The organism is Chromobacterium alticapitis, assembly GCF_002924365.1.
In the GTDB taxonomy this organism is placed as follows: Bacteria; Pseudomonadota; Gammaproteobacteria; order Burkholderiales; family Chromobacteriaceae; genus Chromobacterium; species Chromobacterium alticapitis.
The window spans coordinates 1-227 of the sequence record NZ_PQWB01000136.1 but is presented as its reverse complement, the minus strand read 5'-3'; the positions used below and the strand labels follow the sequence as shown (position 1 = coordinate 227).

At 58.6% G+C, this 227-nt stretch carries 1 protein-coding gene; it reads right to left on the bottom strand.

Annotation, left to right across the window (positions count from 1 at the left end; translation table 11 throughout):
* Positions 1-27 precede the first annotated feature (27 nt).
* The coding region (locus C2I19_RS22655) for an FHA domain-containing protein (RefSeq protein ID WP_233201287.1) at positions 28-227 on the bottom strand (200 nt) is incomplete at its 5' end.

Sequence of the window (227 nt, the reverse complement as noted above, 5' to 3'; positions counted from 1 at the left end):
GGCTATGTCCCAATTCCGTGTTGGGAGCTATGCTGAATACGGTAGCAGACCGGGAGCAACGCCATGGATGCCCAAAGTTTTCAGCGTTTTCTTGCCCAGCTGGATCAACTCACCCTCAAACAGCGGAGTCTGTTGTCCTCCGCTCTCAAGCACCCCACTCACCATGACGCCGTTCAGGACGCCTTGCCCGACCTGACGGCTTGCCCACACTGCCAGGCCGAGGCCAA